The following is a 22,470-nucleotide window of genomic DNA, read 5'->3' as shown; positions in this document are numbered from 1 at the left end:
CCTGCCGCGCGTCGGCCGATCCAGGCCCAAGCACGGCGCTGGGTTCATCGTCTCGCCGCGCGCCAGAGAGGTCCGACGGCATCGATCGGGCCCGGTGCCCTCTCGCACCGAACCACCCAGAACGCCGTCGGCGAAGTCATAAGCCAGGCTTGCCACTGGCGGATACCATGACTGCCATGGACCCCCGCAGGCTTCTCATCTTCCGGACCGTCGTGCGCAACGGCTCGATCGGCGCGGGCGCGCGCGAGCTGGGCTGGACCCAGCCGGCCGTCTCCCAGCACCTCGCCGCGCTCGAGAAGGAGGTGGGCACGCAGCTGCTGCTGCGCTCCTCCTCCGGCGTCACCCCCACGGAGGCGGGCTCGCGCCTGGCCCTGCACGCCGAGGCGATCGCCGCGCAGCCTGCACGCCGCGGAGGAGGAGCTCGCCGACATCACCGCCCTGCGCCGCGGGACGGTCAAGTTCGGCACCTTCCCGTCGGCCGCGGCGGTGCTCGCTCCCGCCGGTGCTCGCTCGCCTGAGCGAGAGCGCCCCGGACCTCGACGTCACCTTCGACGAGCTCGAGCCGCCGGACGCAGTCCCGGCCGTGCGCGAGGGCGACCTCGACCTCGCGCTCGTGTTCCGCTATCCCTGCAGCGACATCGGCGACGAAGGCGCGCTGGAGTGGACCCCGCTGATGGAGGACCGCGTGATGGCGGTGCCGCCGGCGGCCCATCCGCGCGCCCAGGACCCCGACCTCACCCTCGCCGACCTCGCCGAGGAGCCGTGGATCGCGGGCTGCGAGCGCGCGCCGCGCGAACCTGCTCTCGAGCGCACGCCGCGCGGGCTTCTCGCCGCAGGTGCGCCACTCGACCGACGACTCGATCGTGGTGCGCCGCCTGATCACGCACGGCGGCGGCGTCGCGCTGATGCCCGAGACCACCCTCGAGGCCGCCCCGCCCACCGACGATCTCGTGGTGCGCCACCTGCCCGATCTCGACGACCGCATGATCGGCCTGATCAACCGTCGCGGCGCGCTGGCCATCCCGGCCGTCGCCGCGCTGAAGGACGCCCTGGTCGCCGAGACCACCGGGCGCCTCGCCACCGCCGCCATGATCTGACGCCACGGCTCAGCCCCGCCTACACAAAGGGGACTCCAGCGGCGACGTCGCGGAGCTGAGCTCCAGCGCGTGCCGCTAGAGTCCCCTTCCTGCAGATCGCTCTCGCCGCGGGTCCAGGCGACGGCCGTACCCTGGGCAGATGTCCGGCACCGATCCTGCCCCGTCCACGCCACGCGCCCCTGCTCGAGCGTGGCCGCGGCCCGTGCTGCTGCTTGTCAGCGGCGCTCTGCTCACGCCGCTGTGGGTGCTGGCCGATCAGCTCATCGCCGCTATCGCGATCGGCGCGTTCTCCCTGTTCATGGCGTACTGGACGAGTCCTCTGCGCTCCGGCCCGCACACCCCGCTCGCCGAGGCGCAGGAGCGGGCGCGGGAGGCCGATGGGACGGCGCCGACGATCGTGCTCTGGGCGCCCGGGGATGCGACCTCGGCGCGTCTGCAGGCCGCGATCCGTGCCCCGCGCGAGGACCTGATCTGGGTGAACGTGTTCAAGGACCCGGCGGCGCAGCGAGCGCTGGGCCGATACGGCGGGGAGCAGATGCCGCCGCTCGCGCCGCAGGGCGAGGACGCCGGGCGCATCGACAGTGCCTCCGAGCTCTTCGCCTTCCAGGACCGGACCAGGCAAAGGGTGCGCCCGGCGGCGCCACGGGGGCAGGGTCGACGACGCCTGACCTCGGCGCCGATCCGTCGGGACGCTCCGAGGCGCCGGGCGGGGACGAGCCCGGCTCGCCCCGCGCCTGAGGACGCGCGGCCGTTCCCGGCTCAGGCGCCGGGCGACTCCCCGGTCACGACCTTCCACTCGCGCGCGACGCGGTCCACGATCACGCGCTCGCGCTTGAAGGGGTCGCCGTCGAGCTTGGCGAGGGCGTCCTCGGCGGAGTCCGCGACCACGATCAGCGGCGCCTCCGAGCCGTCGTCCAGCGGGCCCGACAGCAGCGGCGTGCCCTCGCGGAGCGGCTCGGCAAGGTGCTCGCGGTGCTCGGGCCGGAACGTCGCCAGGCGCTGGGCGTCGTCGATGTAGGTGTACTGGACGGCGAAGACGGCCATGGATTCTCCTCGGTGCGCGGCGGCCGACGGCGATGCCGGCCGATGATCTCCGCCATCCTGCCGCACCGCGCGCCGCGGCCGACGGGACGTCCGGGGCCCGGGGTGCGGCGCCCGCCGGGGACATCCCGACCCGGACCTCCGCCGTGCGGATCCGCCGCACCCTCCCCCACCGTTACGCTTCTCCGTAATTCCATATAGTCTGACAGCGGTCGCCGGCCACCGCCGCCGATCCGTCCCCTCAGGAGGTGGGAGATGGCCGAGGACCCGGAGCTTGGGCGGCGGCTCGAAGCGCTCGAACGCCGGATCGCGCGGCTCGAGGAGCGCGACGAGTCCGGTGCCGCACCGCCATGCGATGCCGCCGGCTCCCCGCCGCACTGCGGCCCCTCCGGCGCGACATCATCGACCGATCCCGCCGGCGCCGCGTCTCCTGCCGACGCTCCTGCCGCGGGCGCCCGATCCCGTTCGGCCGCCGACGAGGACCCATTCTGGGCCCTCACCGCGATGAAGGCGCAGGTCCCTGCCCCGGGTGCCGTCGTCTACGCGGGCAGTGTCGAGGTCGGGGCGGGGCACGTGGAGTACCAGTGGGCCCGCCCCACCGAGCACCTCCTGGCCGTGGACTGGGCCGAGCGCGCGGAGACCGTCGCCGCGCTCGGTCATCCTCTGCGGCTCGCGATCCTGCGCCGCCTGGTCGACGGTGAGCACACCGTCGCGCGCTCGTGGACGAGCTGGAGCTCGCCTCGACCGGCGTCGCCTACCACCACCTCGCCGCTCTCCAGGCCGGCGGCTGGGCCACGTCCCCGCGCAGGGGAAGCTGGGCGATCCCGCCGAGCCGCATCATCCCGCTCCTCGCCATCATCACCGCCCTCGAGAAAGGCTGACCATGCCGGACCTGCCCGAGACCCCACCCCACGACGCCCCCGATCCTTCGAGCGACGCCCCGTCGGCCGACGGTCCCGAGCAGTCCGCCCACGCCGCGCAAGCTTCTCACCACGCCCGCTCAGCCCGACCGGCCCGCCCGGCGCGGCGCACCGTCCTCACCGCGGCCGTGCCCGCGGCGGCGACCGTCGTCGGCCTGACGGCGCTGACCGCGCCGCGTCCCGCCTCCCTCGGCGAGCCGGCCGGCGACGAGCGACTCGCCAGCGCTCTCGCCCCTCACCTGCGCGGACACCGACGGGTCGCCGCGATCCTAGTCGAGGACGGACAGGCGCGAGTGGCCGGCTTCGGCACCGGCGACGACGCCGAACTGGAAGGCTCCGAGTTCGAGATCGGCTCGGTCTCCAAGACCTTCACCGGAGCACTGCTGGCCGTCGCTGTCGAGCGCGGGGAGCTCACCACGGACACCACCGTCGCGGAGGTGCTCGGCACGGACGCGAAGGGCGCCGCCATCGCGGACGTCACCCTCGCCGAGCTCGCCACCCACAGCTCGGGCCTGCCGCGCCTCGCCTCGGCCGCCGCCGGCGGCGGGAGCATCCTCGCAGGACTGCTGCGGAAGGACCCCTACCGAGGCCGGGACGGGCGGCAGGTCATCGCCGACGCCCTCGACGAGACGCCGTCGGGCCGCGGCCAGCACGCCTACTCGAACCTCGCCGTCGCGCTTGAGGGACAGCTGCTCGCGACCGCCGCGAGCACCGACTACGCCACGCCGCTCACCGAGAGGATCCTCGAGCCGCTCGGCATGACCAGCACGTACGCACCCATCACCGCCGAGAACCTGCGGCAGACGGCTCGACGCGGGCACGGCACGAGCGGCCTGCGGCAGGGCATGTGGACCATGGAGGGCTCCGCCCCGGCCGGCGGTATCCGCTCCACCCCTGCCGACATGGCCCGCTATCTCACCGCCATGATCGACGGCTCCGCCCCGGGCGCAGAGGCCGCGACGGAGGTGCTGTTCGAGGAGGACGGGGCGAGCTCCACGGCGATGAACTGGTTCCTCGAGGACTTCGGCGGCGGTCAGCCGATCACCTGGCACAACGGCATGACCGGCGGCTACGCCTCGTTCGTCGGCTGGGACCCCTCGAGCGGCCGGGGGCTCGCGCTCGCTGACGGACACCGCCCGCTCTCTCGACGAGCTCGCGGTGGGCGTGCTCACCGGGGAGGTGGCGCTGTGAACGCACTGCTGTCGTTGCTGCCGCCGCTGGTGGCGGCGGTACTCGCCGTCGCGCTGGTGGTGACGATCGTGCAGATCTGGACCCGTTACCAGCATCCGGTCCGCCTCGCGCTGCAAGCCGTCGGCGCCGCCGCGCTGATGGGCGTGATCGGCCTCGCGGGGCTCCTCCCGGACGCGCTGTGGTGGGTGAGCTGGGCGTTCACGCTCGCGATCCTGCTCGGCATCGCCTTCTCCGCCAGGCGCCTGCTCGTCGGCACCCCGCCGTCGGATCCGAGCCCCCGTAAGGCCGAGTCGCTGGACCCGCCGCCGCGCGACTCCGCACTCATCGAGGTGCTGTTCTGGCTGGCGCTGGTGATCGTGGCACTGATCGCCGGCTGACCACCTCCCGGCCCGAGCGGGATCCTGGGCGCGCCAGGCACCGATCTCCGGACCGGCCGGCACCCCGCCTCAGCCCCGGATCGGCGACCAGTCCAGCACGTCCTGGATGCCCTCGTCCCAGAACTCCCAGGTGTGGGCGCCGGGACGCAGGCGCGAGGCGACCTCGACCCCGGCGCCCTCCGCCGCGGCGAGGAAGCGCCGGTTCTGGTCGATAAGCTGGTCCTCGGTGCCGCAGTCGAGGAACAGGGCGGGCGCGCTCGGCGGGGTCGCGTCGGCCGACCAGCCCGAGCAGGTCATCGGCAGTGCCGGCGATCCCGCGCCCGCTCCAGACCCGCTCGGCGAGATGCCCGGTGTTCAGCCCGAGCGACAGGCTCGCAGGGTCCAGCGCCCCGGACAGGCTCGCCGCGGCCGCGAAGCGCTCCGGATGGTTCAGCGCCAGCTTGAACGCGCCGAAGCCACCCATCGACAGGCCCGCGACGAAGGTGTCCTCCCGCGCGGTCGAGACGCGGAAGGTGCGCGCGACGATCCGCGGCGGCTCCTCGGCCACGAAGGTCCAGTACGCCTCTCCCACCGCCTCGTCGGTGTAGAAGGAGCGGCGCACCTCGGGCATCACCACGGCGATCCCCTTCTCCGTCGCGTAGCGCTCGATCGAGGTGCGGCGCTCCCAGATGGTGCAGTCGTCGCTGAGCCCGTGCAGGAGGTAGAGCACCGGCACGCCGGACTCGTCGGCCGCGGACCCGCGGGTCGCGTCGGCCTCTTCCATCCCGATCCCGGAGGCGGCCTGCGGCATCAGCACCACCATCGAGGTGCCCATGCCGAGGGACTCGGCGAAGAAGTCGGTGCGCAGGCGGATCATGTCTCTCCTCGATGAGCGGGCGGGCATCTGCCCCAGCATCGCACCTCGCCGGGCCGCGCCGGGAACCGCCGGTCCGACTTCTGCGACGTCACGACTCATCCCGGCTCATCCATGAGTCGTGGCGCCGCACTTCCCCGGTCCTCCAGCGGCGCAGCGGCGGAGGGGCGCAGGGGACCGGAGCCCAGTTGCCCAGGAGCCCAGGAGGGCGTAGGCGCCTTGCTCGCGCGCCGTGGACCTCAGCCCGCGGGGTCGAGACGCACCGAGACCACGGCCCCCTGCGGCTCGCCCTCGCCTCCTCGGCCCTCGCCCCTGTCGCCGAAACCGAGCGTCCCGCCCGTCCTCTCGAGGCGGCGCTGGGCGATCACCAGGCCCAGGCCGGAGCCGCCGGTCGGCCCGATGGAGCGGAACCGTCGGGGACCGTCGGCGAGGATCTCCTCCGGCGACCCGGGACCGCGATCGCACACCCGGATTTCGGACCCGTCGACCTCGATCGTGACGGGCTCGGCGCCGTGCCGGACCGCGTTCAGCACCAGCGACTCGAGCACCGAGACGACCAGCCGCTCGTCGCAGCGCACGCGCCCCGGGTTATCCACCTGCACCTCGACCTCCCAGGGTCCGGAGCCCGAGGCCTCCCGGGCGAGGTCCTCGGTGCTTACCTCGGCGCGCTCGGCCTGTGCGGCCGAGTCCTCCCGGGCCAGGGACAGCATGTCGTCGACGAGGCGGCGCATGCGAACCAACAAGGTCCGCACCCGCTCGGCCTCGGCCCCGTGGTCGAGGAGCTCCGCGGCGCTGGTCAGCGCGGTCAGCGGGGTGCGCGCTCGTGGGCGGCGTCCGCCGTCAGGGCGCGCTCCTGCTGGATCTTCAGCAGTAGCTGGTGCGTAGTCTCCTCGATGACCCCGGTGAGCACGGCGACCTCGTCCCGCTCGCCCGACGGCGCGGGGCCGGGATCGACTTGCGGCGGTCCGCCACCGGTCTCGGCGCGGAGCCGGGCGAGCGCGGCGTCGCGGCCCTGCACGTCGCCGCGTTCGAGGGTGATCTCCGCGGCGCGACGCGCCTGCGGGTCAGGCCGCCGGAGACGAACCAGCCGATGGCGCTCGCCGCGGCGGCCACCGCGAGGGAGAGCAGCAGGATGGTCCGCGCGAGCTCCTCCCACCGGTCCACCACGGGCGCGTTCGGCAGGCGCACCGAGAGGGTGAAACCGTCCTGCGCCTCCACGGCCGCCCAGGTCGCACTGTCATCGGCGAAGGTGACGACGTCGTCGTGCTCGTGGGCGCGGCGCGCGAGGCCGGCGGGCAGGCCCTCGTCGCCGAACTGCACCGTCGGGGCAACGGTCCGGGTGGTCTCGTAGGTGGCGGTGCCCGCGCGGAGCGTCGCCGCCGCCTGCTCCCGCATCTGCTCGCGAGCGTCGCCGAGCGCGACATGGGCGATCCAGGCCCCCAGCGGCGCCGCGATCGAGAACGAGGTGACCGCCAGCACCGCCGCGAAGCGGAACCTCAGCGACGCGTACCAGGGGATTCCCTTCATGCGGCGTCCGCCCGGTAGCCGGCGCCGCGCACCGTCGTGATCACGCCCGGCCCCACCCGGCGGCGCAGGCGCTGGATGTTCACGTCCACGATGTGCTCGTCGGACCAGGACGAGTCGCCCCACACCTCGCGCAGGATCGTCGCCCGGCTGAGCACGATCCCCCGGTTCTCCAGGAACAGCATCAGCAGGTCGTATTCCGTCGGGGACAGGGTCAGGGCCTCCCCCTGCCGCGTCACCCGACGGGCCGCGCGATCGATCTCCAGCGGCCCGAGGCTCTCCGGGCCGGCGGGCGGGGCGGTGCGCCTGACCAGGGAGCGCAGTCGGGCGGCGAGCACCCGCGAGTCGAAGGGCTTGGTCACGAAGTCGAACGCCCCGGCCTCGAATCCGATCACCTGGTCCTCCGGCAGGTCGCGCGCGGTCAGCAGCGGCACCGGGCAGGTGCCCGACCCGGCCAGCATGCGGGTAAGGGTGAGACCGTCCACGCGCGGCATGCCGATGTCGACCACGGCCACGTCCGGCTGCAGCTCGAGGGCGAGCTCGTAGCCCTCGGCGCCGTCGGCCGCGGTGCGGACGGTGAATCCCTGGCGCTCGAGGACGAGCCTCGTGGTCTCGCGGACGTCCTCGTCATCCTCGACCACGAGAACGGTGATGCTCATATGGGACCTCCGGTGCGCGTGACGTCGTAGTGCTCGGTGCCGGAGGGCGCCCAGGGCGGTGCCTCATCGAGATAGGTCACCGTGAGCGATCGGTACGTGCTGACGGTGCCCGAGGCCCGGCGGTCCGAGGCGACCACGCGCACCCGGTGCTCCTCCACGGACCCCTCCGCGCACGAGGGCTCGCAGACCGTCGTGCGCAGGATGCCCTGCGCCTCGGCCTCCGCCTCGCCCCAGGAGGTCCAGCGCAGCGCGTCCAGTCCCGCACCCGCGTCGGCGCAGGTGAGCACGACGCTCACGGGCTCACGGGATGCCGTGGCGTCGCAGTCCAGCAGGAACGTCCCCTCGCTGTCGGTCGTCTCGGCGAGCGCGAAGCCCGAGCCCAGCATCGGCCACGGGACCAGGAGGCTCAGCGAGACCAGGAGGATGAGGGCCGGGGCGCCGACGAGGGCCAGGACGCGGCCGGGTCGGGGCCGACGGGGCGGCGCGGCGCGTGGAATCCATGTCCAGGAGCCTTCCCGAGCGCCCTCACAAATTTCTCTCAACGGATCCCGTGCGCCTCCGCCGTCTGAGGGCCGGACCCGCTCGTGAGCCGCCCGTGCTGTGAGGGAACCGTGACCCGTGGATCCTAGCGTCCAGGGCGTGATCTCCGCCCACGCGCCCGACGCCACCCGCTCCGCGCCTCCGTCGACGGTGCGGCGTCCCACGCCCGCAGAGCGGCGTCCGGGCGCCCGCATGCCAGCCCTGGACGGTCTGCGCGCGATCGCCGTCGGTCTCGTGGTCGCCTATCACGCGGCCCCCGGTGCCGTGCCTTCGGGGCTCATCGGCGTGGACGTGTTCTTCGTGCTCAGCGGCTATCTGATCACCCGCGGGACGCTGCGCGAGCGCGAACGCGGCCGCGTGCACCTGGGCGCCTTCTGGAGGCGGAGGGCACGGCGGATCCTGCCGGCGCTCGTGACGATGCTTCTCGTGGTGGGCACGACGTCGCTGGTCGTCGGGGGCGATGCCGCCGTGCGCTTCTCTCAGCGACTCCTCGCCGGTCTGCTCTTCGTGAGCAACTGGTCCCAGATCTCCGGTGGCGAGGACTACTTCCTGGGGTCCTCGCCGCCGGTCCTGCAGAACCTCTGGTCGCTGGCCGTCGAGGAGCAGTTCTATCTCGTATGGCCTGTGGCGGTTCTGGTGATCCTGTGGGCGGTCGCGCCGCACGCCGGGTCCCTGCAGGTCCGTGCCGCCCGGCGCGCGGGCACCGTGACGGCGGTGCTCGCGTTCGTCTCGCTGCTGTGGGGCGAGATCGCCGCGATCACCCAGGGCAACTCCCGCGCCTACATGGGCACCGACACCCACGGATTCGGCCTGCTCGCGGGCGCCGCGCTCGCCCTGTGGCTGTTCGCGCGTTCCGACGACGCAGCGGGCCGCGACCGGACCGGGCGAGGCCGGGCAGCGACGGCGAGACACTTGCGGGCAGGGCACCATCACGGCGTGCCCGGGGCCCTCGGGGCGGCGCCGGCGCCGCCGCGGGCCGTCCTCGTCACCGCCGCGTCGGCCGTGGGGATCACGGGCATCCTGGTGATCGCCCTGCAGGTGCCGGAGGTCTCCGCGTTCACGGTGGCCTCCCCGCTCGCGGTCGCGCTGTCGATGCTCGCCATCCTCCTCGCCCGCGGGCGGAGCCCCGTCGCCTCGCTGCTCTCGACGCGGCCGATGGTCGCCGTCGGCGCACGCTCCTACGCCCTGTACCTGTGGCACTGGCCGCCGCTGGTGATCCTGCGCGAGTCCGCGCCCGGGAGCTGGCCCGCCTGGTGCGCGCCGGTGCTCGCGATCTGCCTGTCCCTGCTCGCCGCATGCTTCTCGTGGACGCACGTGGAGGCGCCGATCCTGCGCCTCGGGTTCCGCGGATGGTGGGCGGAGGCGCAGTCCCTCGGTCCCCGTCCTCGCCGGCTGGGGGTCGTGGTCGTCGCGGCCGCCCCTGGTGCTGGCGACCGTCGGCGCGGCGATCGTCTCCCCGCAGGAGACAGCTGCCCAGCAAGAGATCGCGGCCGGTTCCGCCGCCCTGCGGGACGGGTCGGCGGGACAGGCCGGTGCGGAGGCGGCTCCCGCGGATCCGCAGGCCGACGCGCCCGCGGACCGGGCCGACGCGCAGGGCGAGCCGTCGACCTCCGAGGGCGATGCCCCCGACGACCCCGCGGCCGACGGATCGGCCGCCGGGTCGACCGAGGGCTCGAGCGACGCCGCGACCGACGCCCCGGCCGCCGCCGCGGACGGCCGGACGCCGCACGGGGAGGACATGCTCGCCGTCGGCGACTCGGTCATGCTGGCCTCGGCGCCCGCACTGATGGACGAGTTCCCCGGCATCACCATCGACGCCGAGGTCTCGCGGATGCCCCAGCAGGGCCCGGTCATCCTGCGGCGGCTCGCCGAGCAGGGCCGGTCGCGCCCCGTCGTGGTGGTGGGGATGGGCACCAACGGCGAGTACGGCCCCGGCACGCTCCGGGAGATCCGCGACGCGATCGGGCCCGACCGGACGCTGATCCTGGTCAACGCCTACGCCGACAGGTCGTGGGAGCCCGCGGTCAACGCCGAGATCGCCGACTTCGCGCGGCAGGACCCCCGCACCGTGGTCGCCGACTGGCACCGAGCGATCGGCGACGCCCGCGAGGGGCTCGGCCCCGATCGGATCCACCCCGATCGCACCGGGGGCGAGCTCTACGGGCGCTCGATCGCCGAGGCCGCCGAGCGCGGGAGTGGCGAGGCTCGCTGACCGCGCGGACGGCGCGGCGGCCGGTCGGCGGCGGGAGCGGCGACCTCGGCAGGTGCCGCGGTCGGAGCACGGCGCGGCCCTCGCCGCGGCGCGATGGCGCGCGACCTCCCGCCTACGATGGCGCCATGACCCATACCGAGCCGTCCGCACCCGCTCACCATGCCCCTGCCTGGGTCCGCGACGCGATCTGCTGGCAGGTGTACCCGCTGGGCTTCTGCGGCGCGCCGCGCCACCGCGAGGACCTCACCGGCGAGGGCTACGGCGGGGCCGACGGGGAGAACGTCGTCCACCGCCTGCGCCGGCTGACCGGGTGGCTCGACCACCTCGTCTCCCTCGGCGCGAACGTGCCGCTGCTGAACCCGATCTTCGACTCGGTCTCCCACGGCTACGACACCCTCGATCACCGCCGGCTCGACCCGCGGCTCGGCGACGACGAGGACTTCGACGCGCTCGTCGCCGCGTGCCGCGAGCGCGGGCTCCGGGTGGTCCTCGACGGGGTCTTCAACCACGTCTCCCATCTCCACCCCACCGCGCGTCGCGCGATCGCCGCCGGGCCCGGCACCGAGGAGGGCGGCCGGATCCGCTGGTCGGGCACGAGCCCCTACGGCTTCGAGGGCAATGACGACCTGATCGAGGTGGACCTCTCCGATCCCGTCATCCAGGACCGGGTCGTGGAGATCATGGGGCGCTGGCTCGAGCGCGGGGCCGACGGGTGGCGGCTGGACGCGATGTACGCCGCGGGCGCCGAGGCGTGGGCGCCGATCCTGGAGCGGGTCCGGGCCGCGCATCCCGAGGCGTGGATCCTCGGCGAGGTGATCCACGGCGACTACCCGGCCGTCGCCGCCGCCTCCGGCGCGGACTCGATCACCCAGTACGAGCTGTGGAAGGCGATCTGGTCCTCGCTGCGCGAGCGGAACCTCTTCGAGCTCGCGCATGCGCTGGGCCGTCACGAGGACTTCCTCGCGCGGTTCCGGGCGGCGGGGTCCGGCGGCCTGCCGCTGACCTTCGTGGGCAACCACGACACCACCCGCATCGCCTCCCAGCTGGAGGACGGGCGGGACCTCGCCGTCGCGACCGCGCCGCTCGCGCTCGCTGCCCGGCATCCCCGCGATCTACGCCGGGGACGAGTTCGGGGCGGCGGGCGTGAAGGAGGAGCGTGCGGGCGGGGACGACGCGATCCGCCCCTGGTTCCCGTCCTCGCCCGAGGAGATCCTCGCCGCGCACGAGGCCGCCGACGCGGGCGGCGAGGCACCCCGCTCCCTGCAGCCGCTCGCCCCCGAGGCGGCCGGGCGGATCCTCGAGGTGCACCGCCGGTCGCTCTCGCTGCGGCGGCGCGAACGGTGGCTGGCGACCGCGTCGGTCGCCGTGGACGAGGCGACGCTGTCGAACACCTGGGCGCAGATCGTGCTGACCCCGTCGGCCGACGGGCTCGAGGACGGGGCCGACGGCGGGACCGATCCAGCGGCCGACGGCGCCGCCGGCGAGCGCCCCGCCCCGCTCACCCTCGTCCTGAACCTCGGCGACGAGGACGCCCCGGCCCCGGGCGAGGTCCTCGAGGCGGTCAGCGGCGCGGACATGCTCGACGCCGTCGGCCCTGCCGCCGAGGGGACGGTGCCCGCGCACGGCCTCGCGGTGGTGCGCTGAGGGTCGGCGAGATCGTCCCAGCCGCCGCCGAGCCGCACGTCGTAGGCTCGCCCCCATGAGCACCGCGATCAAGCCCGCCGAGTCCGTGAAGACCGCCCCCGTCGTCGCCGCCGGGCTGATCGGCGGCTGGCTCACCGCGCGGGAGACGGGGATCCGCCCCCTCGGCGGCGTGGTCCTCGCCGCGGCCGGGCTCTACGCGGGCCGCACCTGGCTGGCGCGCCGCGGCCCCGCGACCACCGCCGTGCTCGGCGCGACCTACGTGCTCGGCTTCGGCCTCTCCCACCCGCTGGCGAAGAGGATCGGCGCCTGGCCCGCGGTCCTCACGGTCACCGCCGCCTCCGCGACCGCCTCGGCGATGCTGTCCGACGCCGCCTACGGCGAGTGGTCGCCCGCCGACGCCGACGCCTGACCCGGGCGGGCGCTCCACGGCACGTCGTGGCGATATCGCCACATCGCGTCACCACGCGCCCATCGGCGACACCGCAGGGAGCAGTCCGCCACCCCGCGCCGCCACCCGCGCACCCTGAGCCCATCCCGTCCGAGCTGTCGGCATCCGGCCCCATCACGACACCTCAGAGGGGATGGACCCGTGCAGAGGAGGCGAGACGAGCGACGCGCCGGAGCGGACGGTCCCGGAATGCGCCGCCACCTGTCGGGATAGTTGACTAGGCTAAGTCCTCGTCCCCGACCGCCGGGGCGCACTCCCCTCTGAGGAAATCTCTCCCCCATGCTCGGCACCATGCGCCGCCTCTGGCAGACGGTCCGTCCCATCAGAATCCGCCTCTTCCTCGGCCTGCTCAGCGCCATGACGGCCTCGCTCGTGGCGCTGATGATCCCGCAGGTCCTCGAGGTCATCGTCAACCGGCTCGGCAGCGACGCCACCGCCATCACCATCTGGACCGGCGGCGCGATCGTGCTGGGCCTCGGCATCGTCGAGGCCACACTGATCTGGTCGCGCCGCACCTTCGCCGTCGCCCCCTCGACCACCGTCGAGAAGCAGATCCGCGTGGGCTTCTACCAGAAGGTCCAGCACCTGCCCGTCACCTTCCACGACGGCTGGGGCTCGGGGCGCTGCTCTCGCGCATGATGAGCGACATCAACCAGATCCGCCGCTGGATCGCGTTCGGCATGATCATGGCCGTCACCAACGCGGTGACGATCGCGGTGGGCATGGTGCCGCTGATCCGCTCCAGCGCGGCGCTGGCGCTGATCTTCTTCATCGCCGCGGTGCCCGTATCGATCATCGCCTACCGCTTCAACCGCACCTTCTCGGTCCTCTCCCGCCGCTCGCAGGACCAGAACGGCGACCTCGCCACCACCATCGAGCAGTCGGTGCAGGGCATCCGCGTGCTGAAGGCCTTCGGTCGGGGGCCGACGGCGCTCGCGGGCTTCACCGAGCAGGCCGAGGAGCCGCGCCGCACCGAGGTGAAGAAGGCGACCGCCATCGCCCGCTTCGACATGTTCATGTTCATGCTCCCCGAGCTCGCGCTCGGCGTCGCACTGCTGGTGGGACTGCACCTGACCGCCGACGGGTCCATCACCACCGGCCAGCTCGCCTCCTACTTCGCGACCGCCACGCTGGTGGTCGGCCCGGTGCGGATGCTCGGCATGCTTTGCTGGGCCAGGCCGTCAACGCGAGCACTGCGCTGGACCGCCACTACGAGGTGATGGACACCGAGAACACGATCGTCTCGCCCGAGCGCCCGGCACCGGTGAACCCGGCCGCGGCGATCGGGGCGGTGCGCCTGGACGGCGTGCACTTCCGCTACGCCGACGCGCCCGAGCACGTCGGCGACGTGCTGGACGGGGTGGACCTCGACATCCGCCCCGGCGAGACGATGGCGCTGGTCGGCGTCACCGGCGGCGGCAAGTCGACGCCGCTGCGGCTGGTGCCGCGGCTGTACGACACGACCGCCGGCGCGATCACGATCGACGACGTCGACATCCGCGACATGGACCTCACCACGCGCGCACCCTCACCGCCGTCGCCTTCGAGGACGCGACCCTGTTCTCCGACTCGGTGCGGGACAACGTCGCTGCTCGGCGCGGACCCGGCCCTGTCCGAGCGGGACGCGGAGGATCTGTCGCACCTCGCGCCGCGCACGGCGGATGCGACCTATGCCTACGAGCCGCCCGACGGGGTCGACACCCGCATCGGCGAGGAGGGCATGAGCCTGTCGGGCGGCCAGCGCCAGCGCCTGGCCCTGGCCCGCGCGATCGCGGCGAAGCCCGCCGTGCTGTGCTGCTCGACGACCCGCTCTCGGCGCTGGACACCAAGACCGAGGAGACCGTCACCGCGCGCCTGCGGGAGGTGCTCGCCGGGACCACCACCCTGATCGTCGCCCACCGCACCTCGACCGTGGCGCTCGCCGACCGTGTCGCGCCGCTGGACGACGGGCGAGTGGTCGCCGTCGGCACCCACACCGAGCTGATGGCGAGCTCGGCCCGCTACCGCTGGGTGATCGCGAACCAGGAGGAGGAGCGACGCCGCGACCAGGACATCGAGACCCTCACCGGCGAGCTCGAGCTCCGCGCCATCCAGGAGGAAGGACGATGACCACCACCGCACCGCTCGACCAGGACGGCGCCGACGGCGGCGCCCTCACCCCCGAGGAGGCCAAGGCCTCCCGCAAGCGCTCCCTCTCCCTGCTCGGCGAGCTGATCTCCCCGGTCAAGGGCCAGTTCGTGGTGATGGGCGTGATGGTCGTCGTCGCGCGCTCTCGCCGTCGTCGCAGGCCCCGCGATCATCGCCCGGGGCATCGACCACGGCCTGCCCGCGCCGCTGCTGGACGGCGATCCGTGGCCCGCGACCCAGGCGGCGGCCCTCGCCGTCGCCGCGGCGATCGTCGGGGGCGTGCTGACCTTCGGGTACGTGCGCCAGTCCGTGGTCGTCGGCCAGCGGATGTTGCTCTCCCTGCGGCGGAAGGTCTTCCGCTTCACCCAGAAGCAGGACCTCGAGTTCCACGAGTCCTACACCTCCGGCCGGATCGTCTCGCGGCAGACCTCCGACATGGAGGCGCCGCGGGAGCCGCTGGACTCGGGCGTGAACGTCATGGTCGGCGCGTCGCTGTCGATGGTGTTCACGATCGTGCTGATCGTGACCATGGATCCAGTCACGGGCCTGGTCATGCTTGCTGATGCTGATCCCCTGCGTGGCGCTGACGGTGTGGTTCCAGAAGCGCTCGAGCGTCGAGTACCGCGCGATCCGCACCCACTCGGCACGGCTGATCGTCCACTTCGTCGAGGCGATGGCCGGGATCCGCGCCGTGAAGGCGTTCCGCAAGGAGGACCGCAACCAGGCCGAGTTCGACCGCCTCGCCCAGGACTACCGCGATGCGTCGCTGCGCTCGATCAACGTGTTCGGCATCTACCAGCCGGCGCCGCGTGCTCGCGAACGTCACCATCGCCGCGGTGCTGGTCGTCGGCGGGTTCCGGGTGCTCAGCGGCGACCTGCAGGTCGGTGTGCTGGTCGCGCTCGTGCTCTACTCGCGCCGCTTCTTCCAGCCGATCGACGAGATCGCGAACTTCTACAACGCCTTCCAGTCCGCCGTCGCAGCGCTCGAGAAGATCGCGAACCTGCTGGCCGTGCGGCCCCACGTGAAGGAGCCGCAATCGCCTACGCCGCTGCCCAGCTCGGACGGGCAGATCGACTTCGAGGGCGTCTCCTTCCGCTACTCGGACGACGGGCCGCTCGTGCTGAAGCCGATGGACCTGCACATCCCCGCCGGGCAGACGGTGGCGCTGGTGGGCCAGACCGGCGCCGGGAAGTCCACGGTCGCGAAGCTCATCGCCCGCTTCTACGACGCGACCGAGGGCGCCGTGAGGCTGGACGGCGTGGACCTGCGGGAGGTGTCCATGGAGGACCTCACCCGCAACATCGTGATGGTCACGCAGGAGGCGTACCTGTTCTCCGGCACCGTCGCGGACAACATCGCGCTGGGCCGGCCCGGCGCGCCCCGCGAGGAGATCGAGGCGGCGGCCCGCGCGATCGGGGCCGACGAGTTCATCGAGAAGCTCCCCTACGGCTACGACACCGACGTGAACAAGCGCGGCGGCCGCGTCTCGGCCGGTCAGCGACAGCTGATCTCCTTCGCCCGCGCCTTCCTCGCCGACCCGCGGGTGCTGATCCTCGACGAGGCGACCAGCTCGCTGGACATCCCCTCGGAGCGGATGGTGCAGGAGGGGCTGACGAAGCCGCTCGGCAGGCGCACCTCGCTGATCATCGCCCACCGCCTGACCACCGTGATGATCGCGGACCGGGTGCTGGTGGTGCACGACGGGCAGGTCGTCGAGGACGGCTCTCCCGCCGAGCTCGTCGCCGCCGGCGGCCGCTTCGCGGCGCTGTACCAGGCGTGGCAGGAGTCGATGTAGCGCGCCGGGGTCGTCCCCTGGCACCGGGAGAGCGCGGCACGGGCCCCGCGCCCGGCACCTGATGTGGCCCAGTTCCCACGACAGGTGTGCGGAAGCGCTGGCGCAGGAGGTCGGCGCCGGTTATCTTCCTGCTGTCACACCGGTTCCGATCCTGAGGAGAGCCGACGAGAGTCGGCCGTCACCCGCGGATCCCCTGCTCCTCAGAGGTCATCCCATGCACCTGCCCCTGCTCTCGCGCGCCCGATTCCTGGCGCTGCTGCTCGCCGCGCTCGTGGTCGCGGTGCCGCTCGCGGCCGCCCCGCCCGCCGATGCCGCGGTGAAGAAGCCGCTGGACATCGTGAAGGTGTACTACGACCCGCCCGGCCGGGACTACTCGAGGAACTCCGAGTACGTGAAGGAGTACATCCAGGTCAAGAACACCGGGAAGACCACGCTGACCCTCACCGGCTTCGTGATCCGCGACAACGGCCCCCAGAAGTACACCTTCCCCAAGGGCTTCAAGATCGCCCCCGGCAAGACCGTCACGATCCGCTCGGGCACCGGGAAGAACACCTCCACCACCCTGTACTGGGGCAAGGCGAGCTACATCTGGAACAACACCGGCGACACCGCGCGCCTGTACAGCTCCAAGGGCACCCTGCTCGAGTCCTGCCGGTACAAGGGCGGCGCGTACAAGGGCTCGTCGACGTACGTCCGCAGCGACAAGACGACCGCCTACTGCTGAGCCGGCGCGGGGCCGACGGCTTCCCGTCGGCCCCGCGCCGTTCCCGCGGGAACGTCACCCGCACCCGATCTGGCAGATCCCGCCGCCTGATCAGGCGCCGAGCATCTCCCGCGGCGCGGGCGTGAGCCCTTCGACCTCCACCGGCACGTCGGGCCGACGCAGCGCTCTCGGGCGTGACGAGGAAGCGCTGCTGCTCCGCGTGCGAGCCAGGGATCGTGGAGATCTCGGTGCCGTTGTCGATGTAGCCGCAGGCGCGGGAGACGCCGTAGGAGGGGCGTTGCCGACCACGGCGGCGGACTCGGCCCGCGCGCACCGAGGTGGTCGAAGGCGAGCACGAGCATCGCCTGGCGCATGAGCCTGCCGTACCCGTTCCCGTGGGCGTCGAGGGTCAGCCAGGAGCCGGAGGTGACGGTGCGCCGCTCGCCGAAGCGCTCGGCGGAGACGTCCTGCGCGCCGATCAGCCGGCCTCCCGCCCACACGCCGAAGGCGAGGGTCCAGCGCTCGGGTGAGATCCCGCCGCGCGGCGTCCACTGGAAGCGCAGCGGCGCCTCGCGCACGCGCGTCTCCGGCGCGGCGCGGTACCAGGGGAACACCTGCGGGGAGGCCGGGTCCTCGAAGATCGGCCGACGGATCAGCGCGGCATACTCGGGCAGGTCCTCATCGGCCAGCGGCCGCAGGGTCAGATCCCCGGCGCGGACGACGAGCCCGAGGGAGGGGTAGAGCGCGGACAGCGCGGGGAACGGCTCAGCACGGGTCTGCTCGGACATCGCCCCAGAGTAGTCGCGGGCGACGGGGGCGATGTCGCGACGGACGCAGCGCTGGTCGACGCCGGCGAGAGCACCGTCGTGGCGCGCGGCCATCGGCGGGCGGTCGGCCGTACCCTGTCCCGATGACCATCGACGTTCTGCTCTCCGGTTTCGCGCCCTTCGACGGGGCGGCGACGAACGAGTCCTGGGAGGCCGTCCGGGAGGCGGTCCCGGCTCTCGTCGCGCGCGGCGTGGACGCGGAGGCGGTCGAGCCGCCGGTCGAGTTCGGCACCGCCTCGGAGCGTCTGGAGGAGGCGGTGCGGGGACTGCGTCCGCGGCTCGTGGTCGCCGTCGGCCTCGCCGCCGGACGCACCGCGATCACCCCGGAGCGGGTCGCGATCAACATCCGCGACGCCCGGATCCCCGACAACGCGGGCGCGAGCCCGGTGGACGAGCCGGTGGTGCCGGGCGCGCCCGTCGGCCGCTTCTCGACCCTGCCGGTCAAGGCGATGGTCGCCTCGCTCGCGGCCGACGGAGTGCCTGCGGCGGTGTCGCAGACCGCCGGGACCTATGTGTGCAATGACGTGTTCTACGCGCTGCGCAGCACCTGCTGGCGACCGACCCGGCGCTCGAGGGGATCCGGGGCGGGTTCGTCCACGTCCCCTCGGCCGACGTCGTCGACTCCCCCGCCGCCGCGCGGGCGCTGGTGCGGATGGTCGAGGTGGCGCTCTCCACGGAGGCCGACGTGCGCCTCGCCGGCGGCGCCGAGCACTGAGCGGCGGGCGGTGGGCGGGAGGCTCCTGCCGTCCGCCACGGTCCCTGCCCTCAGGGCACCGCCGCACCCCGAGGCCACAGCCGAGGAGCACAGCGCCGCGGCGGTCCACCGACGAGGGCGGTGACTCGGTGGAAACGAGGGTCCTCACGGGTGTGCACATCTTCGCTGTCCACCCTCCACAGGCAGTTATCCACAACGTTCTCCACAGCGCTGGAGGAATGACATCCTTGTAGTTCCGCACGTACGAGCGTTGTCCCGGGCGTGTCGCGGCATCGCGCCGGCGCGATGACCGATCTGTGCGGCTCCCCCGCCGCGACTCGCCGCCGACCCCCGCCGCCCTTGCATCACTGCAGGTCACAGAACTTCCGAGAGGCCTTCGAATCGGACATCACGTGCATACCTCGGCGCTGGACCGGCTCCGTGCAGTGGTCGGGAACGTCTGCGTGCTCCGCATCCACGGTGTATGGAGCTGCGCTGTCCCCACTGTCCGTCCACAGCACATCGGAAGTTGTCCACAGCCAGAACGCGTCATCCCCAATGCAGCAGCGGGTTATCCACACCGCGATCCACAGCTGGGGAAAACCACACCGGTGTAGTTCCGTCCGTGTCGTGACAGGGCTCTCGCGCACGGCCCGGGGACGCAGAACGGGGCGGCCCCGAGGGACCGCCCCGCCGTGCGGGAGGAGTGCGCCGTCGGCCCTCGAACGGGCCGCGCGCGCCCTCGGTCAGAGGCCGGGCAGGAGCACCGTCTTGACCGCCACGAGCACCGCGCACAGCACCACGGCGGCGACCACCAGCGCGCCGTGCGTGATCGCGGAGCGGCGGGCGAGCGCCTGCCGGTCCTGCCCGGCCACCGCCTTGGGGCGCGACGCGTACATCCCCGCGGTGAGTGCCGCGCCGAGCAGGAGTCCGCCGAGGTGGCCCTGCCAGGAGATGTTGGGGACGGTGAAGGTGATCACCAGGTTCAGCGCGATCAGCACCCCGATCTGCGCGACCTGCCCACCCATGCGCCGGTTGACGATGAACGCCGCGGCGAACAGGCCGAACACGCCGCCGCTCGCGCCGACGGTGCCGGTCAGCCAGGAGTACCCCATCGGGTCGGCCAGGACGTACACCGCCGTGTGCCCACCGAGCATCGAGACGAAGTAGACGGCGGCGAAGCGCGCGGGGCCGAGGGACCGCTCGAGGAACTGACCCATCGCCCACAGCGCGTACATGTTCAGCGCCAGGTGCATGATCCCGCCGTGGAGGAAGCCCGCGGTGAGGAAGGTCCACGGCATCGCGAGCGCCCGGAAGGGGGCGAAGATGCCCAGCCGCTCGACGATCTGCGGAGCGAGGATCTGCCCGAGATACGCGAGCACGCACAGCGCGATCAGCGTGTAGGTGACGACCGGGGCGCCGGTGCGCATGCGCCCGCCCATCGCTGTGCGGGGCCGGGTCGAGGCCTGCGCCCGGGCCAGCTCCCGCTCGCAGTCCACGCACAGCACGCCCACATCGGTGGGGCGCTGGCAGTCGGGGCAGGCCGGACGGTCGCAGCGCTTGCAGCGCACGTAGCTGACGCGATCCGGGTGGCGCGGGCACACCGGTCGCTCCTGCGGCCCGTTGCCCACGGGGCCCTGGGGCGGTGGGGCGTCGGCGGCGCTGTAGCCGTAGCTGGGTCTGTCCATGGGTCTCATTCCACCACGGGCGGCTGGAGGGAGCCGGGGCGCTTGCGCGCCGTCGCCCGCCGAGATCGGCTCCGCCAGCAGGTGGTGGCCGCTCGTCCCGAGGTGGGGCCCGCCTCCTTGCACGCTCGGCGCGCAGGCTCCCCCGGGCACCGGGACACCAGCGCGGGGGCCGCGACGCGCTCGAGGGGCGAGGGAGCAGAGGACGTCGCGCAGGTCGTGCCCCTGGCTCGCGACGGCGGCGTGCCCGACCGAGGCGGGGCCCTCGCCGCGGCACGGACCGACGAGGCCCTGGGCGACGAGGCGTTGGCCGGCGCGTTGGCGCGGGGTCCCGACCAGAGGACAGGGCGGCGGCTCTCCGCGAAGGAGCGGGGAGCGGGTGACCGGGTCGGAGGCGCTGTCGACCGCCGATCGGGAGAGGCTCCGCTTACTTCGTTCTTGCAGGTCAGGCGAGGCTCACCTTGCTTGATTGGACTTAGTCCAGAGACTAGTGTTGGGGCGTGAGCCTCCTCGACATGCCCCCTCGCCGCCCGCCCGTCGCCGATTCCACCGACACTCCCACCGCGTCGCACGGCGGTGCGCCGTCCGCCGAGCGCCCTGCGCCATCCGTCGGGCGGCCCTCCGGCCCCGCCGATGCGCATGCCCCGTCGGCCGACCGGGATACGCACACCGCAGTCTCGCGCGATCACGCCGAGGACCGCACCGCGCGCTCGGACCGCATCAACCAGGCGCGCGCCGGGGTTCTCGGCGCGAACGACGGCATCGTCTCGGTCGCGGGCCTCGCCGTCGGCGTCGCCGGCGCCACCACCGACATCCGCTGGTCGCTGATCGCGGGACTCGCCTCGCTGGTCGCAGGCGCGCTGTCCATGGCGATGGGCGAGTACGTCTCCGTCTCCACCCAGCGCGACACCGACCGCGCCCTCATCGCGCGCACCCGCGCCGACCTCGCCGCCGACCCCGCCGGGGAGCACCGGCACCTGCTCGCGGCGCTCACCGAGTCGGGAATCCCGGACGACGTGGTGGGCGAGGTCGCCGACTCGATGGAGCGCCACGACTCGCTCACCGCCCACACCCGCTTCCGCCACGGCGTGGAGCAGGGCACCGTCGTCTCACCGCTGTCGGCGGCGCTGGCCTCGCTGCTCTCCTTCACCCTCGGCGGGATCATCCCGCTGCTCGCGATCCTCGCCAGCCCGCCCGTGCTCGCGCCTGCCCGCGACGCTCGTCGCCGTCGTGGTCGCGCTCGCACTGCTGGGCGTGGTCAGCGCCCGACTCGGCCAGGCCGACGCCCGCACCGCCACCGTGCGCACGATCATCGGCGGGGTGCTCGCGCTCCTGGTCACCTACGGGATCGGCGCGGCGCTCGGGGTCGCGATCGGCTGACCGCGCGGTGCGCTCCGCGACGCTCACCTCTCCCCGCGCTTCACACAAGTGCTGGATACGGACTTCGAGCAGGTCGAGGACCCGATCACCGCGACGCTCACCTTCTCCTGAGACGCACGACGCCGCCGGCGTCGCCGCACGTGCGGCGACGCCGGCGGCGTTGGAATCCGGGGGCGCGGGGCGCCCGCCGGATCACTTCTCGATCGAGACCTTCTCGATGACGACGTCCTCGAGGGGACGGTCGCGCATGTCGGTCTTGACCGCGGCGATCTCGTCGACGACCTTCTTGGAGTCCTCGTCGGCGACCTCGCCGAACACGGTGTGCTTGCCCTGCAGGTGCGGCGTGGGGCCGACGGTGATGAAGAACTGCGAGCCGTTGGTGCCGGAGGGGCGACCGGTCAGCGCGTTGCGGCGAGTGCCGGCGTTGGCCATGGCGAGGACGTAGGGCTCGTTGAAGTTCTTCTCGGAGATCTCGTCGTCGAAGGTGTAGCCGGGGCCGCCGGTGCCGGTGCCCAGCGGGTCACCGCCCTGGATCATGAAGCCGGAGATGATGCGGTGGAAGACGACGCCGTCGTAGAACGGACGGGTGACCTTCTCGCCGGTCTCCGGATCGGAGAACTCCTTGGAGCCCTCGGCGAGGCCCACGAAGTTCTCGACCGTCTTGGGGGCGTGGTGCGGGAACAGCTCGATGCGGATGTCCCCGTGGTTGGTGTGCAGAGTTGCGAACATGGCGCAATCTTCCCACAGACCCG

At 73.2% G+C, this 22,470-nt stretch carries 24 protein-coding genes and 3 pseudogenes; 16 read left to right on the top strand and 11 right to left on the bottom strand.

What is annotated here, in order from left to right; translation table 11 throughout:
- Window positions 1-167 precede the first annotated feature (167 nt).
- The 3 genes and pseudogenes from WKH84_RS15295 (at window position 168) to WKH84_RS15285 (ending at window position 1,097) form a co-directional block, all read left to right on the top strand.
- The gene (locus WKH84_RS15295) at window positions 168-518 is read left to right on the top strand and encodes a LysR family transcriptional regulator (RefSeq protein ID WP_341854266.1); all 351 of its coding nucleotides are present in this window, start codon (window positions 168-170) and stop codon (window positions 516-518) included.
- Window positions 503-715: pseudogene (locus tag WKH84_RS15290) on the top strand (LysR substrate-binding domain-containing protein); the annotation flags it as partial. The gene WKH84_RS15295 and the pseudogene WKH84_RS15290, both read left to right, overlap by 16 nt.
- On the top strand, window positions 711-1,097 hold the full coding sequence (locus WKH84_RS15285) for a LysR substrate-binding domain-containing protein (RefSeq protein ID WP_341856919.1): 387 nt from the start codon (window positions 711-713) through the stop codon (window positions 1,095-1,097). The pseudogene WKH84_RS15290 and the gene WKH84_RS15285, both read left to right, overlap by 5 nt.
- 255 nt (window positions 1,098-1,352) lie before the next feature.
- Here WKH84_RS15285 and WKH84_RS15280 read toward each other — a convergent pair whose 3' ends face one another.
- The 3 genes from WKH84_RS15280 to WKH84_RS15270 all read right to left on the bottom strand — a co-directional run bounded on the left by WKH84_RS15280 (window position 1,353) and on the right by WKH84_RS15270 (window position 2,843).
- The gene (locus WKH84_RS15280) at window positions 1,353-1,586 is read right to left on the bottom strand and encodes a hypothetical protein (RefSeq protein WP_341854265.1); all 234 of its coding nucleotides are present in this window, start codon (window positions 1,584-1,586) and stop codon (window positions 1,353-1,355) included.
- 270 nt (window positions 1,587-1,856) lie between these two features.
- Complete coding sequence (locus WKH84_RS15275; protein ID WP_341854264.1) at window positions 1,857-2,141, bottom strand: hypothetical protein; 285 nt, start codon at window positions 2,139-2,141, stop codon at window positions 1,857-1,859.
- 396 nt (window positions 2,142-2,537) lie between these two features.
- The gene (locus WKH84_RS15270) at window positions 2,538-2,843 is read right to left on the bottom strand and encodes a hypothetical protein (RefSeq protein WP_341854263.1); all 306 of its coding nucleotides are present in this window, start codon (window positions 2,841-2,843) and stop codon (window positions 2,538-2,540) included.
- A 14-nt stretch (window positions 2,844-2,857) separates the two neighbouring features.
- On the opposite strand from WKH84_RS15270, the gene WKH84_RS15265 reads away from it, so the two are divergent.
- On the top strand, window positions 2,858-3,019 hold the full coding sequence (locus WKH84_RS15265) for a hypothetical protein (protein ID WP_341854262.1): 162 nt from the start codon (window positions 2,858-2,860) through the stop codon (window positions 3,017-3,019).
- Window positions 3,020-3,021: 2 nt separating this feature from the next.
- Window positions 3,022-4,626, top strand: coding sequence for a serine hydrolase domain-containing protein (locus WKH84_RS15260; protein WP_341854261.1), 1,605 nt, complete (start codon window positions 3,022-3,024; stop codon window positions 4,624-4,626).
- Here the strand turns inward: WKH84_RS15260 and WKH84_RS15255 are convergent.
- The 5 genes from WKH84_RS15255 to WKH84_RS15235 all read right to left on the bottom strand — a co-directional run bounded on the left by WKH84_RS15255 (window position 4,571) and on the right by WKH84_RS15235 (window position 8,048).
- Window positions 4,571-5,482, bottom strand: a complete 912-nt coding sequence (locus WKH84_RS15255) for an alpha/beta hydrolase-fold protein (RefSeq protein ID WP_341854260.1) — start codon at window positions 5,480-5,482, stop codon at window positions 4,571-4,573. The two genes, WKH84_RS15260 and WKH84_RS15255, sit on opposite strands and share 56 nt — an antisense overlap.
- Window positions 5,483-5,718: 236 nt before the next feature.
- Complete coding sequence (locus WKH84_RS15250) at window positions 5,719-6,210, bottom strand: HAMP domain-containing sensor histidine kinase (protein WP_341854259.1); 492 nt, start codon at window positions 6,208-6,210, stop codon at window positions 5,719-5,721.
- 133 nt (window positions 6,211-6,343) lie between these two features.
- The gene (locus WKH84_RS15245) at window positions 6,344-7,006 is read right to left on the bottom strand and encodes a hypothetical protein (protein ID WP_341854258.1); all 663 of its coding nucleotides are present in this window, start codon (window positions 7,004-7,006) and stop codon (window positions 6,344-6,346) included.
- Window positions 7,003-7,662, bottom strand: coding sequence for a response regulator transcription factor (locus WKH84_RS15240; protein WP_341854257.1), 660 nt, complete (start codon window positions 7,660-7,662; stop codon window positions 7,003-7,005). The genes WKH84_RS15245 and WKH84_RS15240 overlap by 4 nt, the downstream gene beginning before the upstream one ends.
- A complete protein-coding gene (locus WKH84_RS15235) occupies window positions 7,659-8,048 on the bottom strand; it encodes a hypothetical protein (RefSeq protein WP_341854256.1) in 390 nt (129 codons plus the stop codon). The genes WKH84_RS15240 and WKH84_RS15235 overlap by 4 nt, the downstream gene beginning before the upstream one ends.
- A 253-nt stretch (window positions 8,049-8,301) precedes the next feature.
- Between WKH84_RS15235 and WKH84_RS15230 the strand changes: the two genes are divergently transcribed.
- From WKH84_RS15230 to WKH84_RS15195, 8 genes and pseudogenes are all read left to right on the top strand, one after another.
- A complete protein-coding gene (locus WKH84_RS15230; protein ID WP_341854255.1) occupies window positions 8,302-12,117 on the top strand; it encodes an alpha-amylase family glycosyl hydrolase in 3,816 nt (1,271 codons plus the stop codon).
- Complete coding sequence (locus tag WKH84_RS15225) at window positions 12,114-12,467, top strand: hypothetical protein (RefSeq protein WP_341854254.1); 354 nt, start codon at window positions 12,114-12,116, stop codon at window positions 12,465-12,467. Before WKH84_RS15230 ends, WKH84_RS15225 begins: the two co-directional genes overlap by 4 nt.
- A gap of 318 nt (window positions 12,468-12,785) precedes the next feature.
- Window positions 12,786-13,145: an ABC transporter transmembrane domain-containing protein gene (locus tag WKH84_RS15220; protein ID WP_341854253.1), complete on the top strand. Its 360-nt coding sequence runs from the start codon at window positions 12,786-12,788 to the stop codon at window positions 13,143-13,145.
- Entirely contained in the window at window positions 13,142-13,726 is a 585-nt protein-coding gene (locus WKH84_RS15215; protein ID WP_341854252.1) for an ABC transporter transmembrane domain-containing protein, read from the top strand. The genes WKH84_RS15220 and WKH84_RS15215 overlap by 4 nt, the downstream gene beginning before the upstream one ends.
- Window positions 13,672-14,394 (top strand): ABC transporter ATP-binding protein, encoded by a 723-nt coding sequence (locus tag WKH84_RS15210; protein ID WP_341854251.1) that lies wholly within the window; start codon window positions 13,672-13,674, stop codon window positions 14,392-14,394. The genes WKH84_RS15215 and WKH84_RS15210 overlap by 55 nt, the downstream gene beginning before the upstream one ends.
- Window positions 14,370-14,615 carry a hypothetical protein gene (locus WKH84_RS15205; protein WP_341854250.1) on the top strand — a complete coding sequence of 82 codons (246 nt, stop codon included), beginning with the start codon at window positions 14,370-14,372 and terminating at the stop codon, window positions 14,613-14,615. Before WKH84_RS15210 ends, WKH84_RS15205 begins: the two co-directional genes overlap by 25 nt.
- A pseudogene (locus tag WKH84_RS15200) lies at window positions 14,612-16,429 on the top strand (ABC transporter ATP-binding protein). Before WKH84_RS15205 ends, WKH84_RS15200 begins: the two are co-directional and overlap by 4 nt.
- A gap of 214 nt (window positions 16,430-16,643) precedes the next feature.
- On the top strand, window positions 16,644-17,153 hold the full coding sequence (locus WKH84_RS15195; protein WP_341854249.1) for a lamin tail domain-containing protein: 510 nt from the start codon (window positions 16,644-16,646) through the stop codon (window positions 17,151-17,153).
- On the opposite strand, the gene WKH84_RS15190 is transcribed toward WKH84_RS15195, so the two are convergent.
- Window positions 17,144-18,013 carry a GNAT family protein gene (locus WKH84_RS15190; protein WP_341854248.1) on the bottom strand — a complete coding sequence of 290 codons (870 nt, stop codon included), beginning with the start codon at window positions 18,011-18,013 and terminating at the stop codon, window positions 17,144-17,146. The genes WKH84_RS15195 and WKH84_RS15190 overlap by 10 nt on opposite strands.
- A 29-nt stretch (window positions 18,014-18,042) precedes the next feature.
- Between WKH84_RS15190 and WKH84_RS15185 the strand changes: the two genes are divergently transcribed.
- The gene (locus WKH84_RS15185) at window positions 18,043-18,798 is read left to right on the top strand and encodes a pyroglutamyl-peptidase I (RefSeq protein ID WP_341854247.1); all 756 of its coding nucleotides are present in this window, start codon (window positions 18,043-18,045) and stop codon (window positions 18,796-18,798) included.
- A gap of 601 nt (window positions 18,799-19,399) precedes the next feature.
- Here WKH84_RS15185 and WKH84_RS15180 read toward each other — a convergent pair.
- A complete protein-coding gene (locus tag WKH84_RS15180) occupies window positions 19,400-20,341 on the bottom strand; it encodes a rhomboid family intramembrane serine protease (RefSeq protein WP_341854246.1) in 942 nt (313 codons plus the stop codon).
- A 512-nt stretch (window positions 20,342-20,853) separates the two neighbouring features.
- Here WKH84_RS15180 and WKH84_RS15175 point away from each other — a divergent pair.
- Both WKH84_RS15175 and WKH84_RS15170 read left to right on the top strand, forming a co-directional pair.
- Window positions 20,854-21,471: pseudogene (locus WKH84_RS15175) on the top strand (VIT1/CCC1 transporter family protein); the annotation flags it as partial.
- Window positions 21,472-21,568: 97 nt separating this feature from the next.
- Window positions 21,569-21,718, top strand: coding sequence for a hypothetical protein (locus tag WKH84_RS15170; RefSeq protein WP_341856918.1), 150 nt, complete (start codon window positions 21,569-21,571; stop codon window positions 21,716-21,718).
- A gap of 192 nt (window positions 21,719-21,910) precedes the next feature.
- Here the strand turns inward: WKH84_RS15170 and WKH84_RS15165 are convergent, their stop codons facing one another.
- Window positions 21,911-22,447: a peptidylprolyl isomerase gene (locus WKH84_RS15165; RefSeq protein ID WP_070499118.1), complete on the bottom strand. Its 537-nt coding sequence runs from the start codon at window positions 22,445-22,447 to the stop codon at window positions 21,911-21,913.
- Between the last annotated feature and the right edge of the window lie 23 nt (window positions 22,448-22,470).

Origin of the sequence: Brachybacterium sp. GPGPB12 (genome assembly GCF_038396325.1) — a bacterium.
Classification (GTDB): domain Bacteria; phylum Actinomycetota; class Actinomycetes; order Actinomycetales; family Dermabacteraceae; genus Brachybacterium; species Brachybacterium conglomeratum.
This window is presented reverse-complemented; position numbering and strand designations above follow the sequence as displayed.

Bases quoted from the DNA above. Each gene is read 5' to 3' on its own strand.
- WKH84_RS15295 (WP_341854266.1), top strand. From the start codon at position 168: ATGACTGCCATGGACCCCCGCAGGCTTCTCATCTTCCGGACCGTCGTG.
- WKH84_RS15275 (WP_341854264.1), bottom strand. From the start codon at position 2,141: ATGGCCGTCTTCGCCGTCCAGTACACCTACATCGACGACGCCCAGCGC.
- WKH84_RS15260 (WP_341854261.1), top strand. From the start codon at position 3,022: ATGCCGGACCTGCCCGAGACCCCACCCCACGACGCCCCCGATCCTTCG.
- WKH84_RS15255 (WP_341854260.1), bottom strand. From the start codon at position 5,482: ATGATCCGCCTGCGCACCGACTTCTTCGCCGAGTCCCTCGGCATGGGC.
- WKH84_RS15250 (WP_341854259.1), bottom strand. From the start codon at position 6,210: ATGCGCCGCCTCGTCGACGACATGCTGTCCCTGGCCCGGGAGGACTCG.
- WKH84_RS15245 (WP_341854258.1), bottom strand. From the start codon at position 7,006: ATGAAGGGAATCCCCTGGTACGCGTCGCTGAGGTTCCGCTTCGCGGCG.
- WKH84_RS15240 (WP_341854257.1), bottom strand. From the start codon at position 7,662: ATGAGCATCACCGTTCTCGTGGTCGAGGATGACGAGGACGTCCGCGAG.
- WKH84_RS15235 (WP_341854256.1), bottom strand. From the start codon at position 8,048: ATGCTGGGCTCGGGCTTCGCGCTCGCCGAGACGACCGACAGCGAGGGG.
- WKH84_RS15225 (WP_341854254.1), top strand. From the start codon at position 12,114: ATGAGCACCGCGATCAAGCCCGCCGAGTCCGTGAAGACCGCCCCCGTC.
- WKH84_RS15220 (WP_341854253.1), top strand. From the start codon at position 12,786: ATGCTCGGCACCATGCGCCGCCTCTGGCAGACGGTCCGTCCCATCAGA.
- WKH84_RS15215 (WP_341854252.1), top strand. From the start codon at position 13,142: ATGATGAGCGACATCAACCAGATCCGCCGCTGGATCGCGTTCGGCATG.
- WKH84_RS15195 (WP_341854249.1), top strand. From the start codon at position 16,644: ATGCACCTGCCCCTGCTCTCGCGCGCCCGATTCCTGGCGCTGCTGCTC.
- WKH84_RS15190 (WP_341854248.1), bottom strand. From the start codon at position 18,013: ATGGCCGCGCGCCACGACGGTGCTCTCGCCGGCGTCGACCAGCGCTGC.
- WKH84_RS15185 (WP_341854247.1), top strand. From the start codon at position 18,043: ATGACCATCGACGTTCTGCTCTCCGGTTTCGCGCCCTTCGACGGGGCG.
- WKH84_RS15180 (WP_341854246.1), bottom strand. From the start codon at position 20,341: ATGGACAGACCCAGCTACGGCTACAGCGCCGCCGACGCCCCACCGCCC.
- WKH84_RS15165 (WP_070499118.1), bottom strand. From the start codon at position 22,447: ATGTTCGCAACTCTGCACACCAACCACGGGGACATCCGCATCGAGCTG.